The organism is Treponema sp. R80B11-R83G3 (genome assembly GCF_054786115.1).
Genome location: NZ_BDHF01000516.1, coordinates 1 through 428, shown reverse-complemented (window position 1 = coordinate 428; position 428 = coordinate 1). Strand labels below are relative to the sequence as shown.

The 428-nt window shown below is 32.7% G+C and carries 1 protein-coding gene; it reads right to left on the bottom strand.

From position 1 onward, the window contains the following. Positions 1-356 (bottom strand): oligosaccharide flippase family protein (locus ACYVRH_RS14740; RefSeq protein ID WP_461257612.1); only part of this gene is annotated, 356 nt, incomplete at its 3' end. Positions 357-428 lie beyond the last annotated feature (72 nt).

Genomic DNA, 428 nt, shown 5'->3' with positions numbered 1-428 from the left:
GGTAATATGTATATGGCGGAATCCATATACTTGCCGCCAAATAAAATAAATATTACCTGTTTTGTTAAAACGTTTAACCCTAGGGTGCAAAGTACCGACAGCCCACCTCCGTACAGAAGAGCTTTTTTAAGAATTTTGTTTACATCACCTTTTTTTACGGAAGCTTCCGTTATAAACGGAAACATAACCAACACTATAGAGCCAGAAATATATAAAATCATTTTACCCAAAATACTTGCCACGCTGTAAAATCCGGTCGCTTCATCCGTAAAATAATGTTTCACTATTATAACATCAATATTTGTAAATACAGTCATCCCTACATTAACTAAAAATGTAATCCACACAAAATGCAAAGCTTTAATGCTAAATTTATAGTTTAACTTTTCAGGAGAAGGTTTAAAATCAAGTTTTAAAAACCATAACCC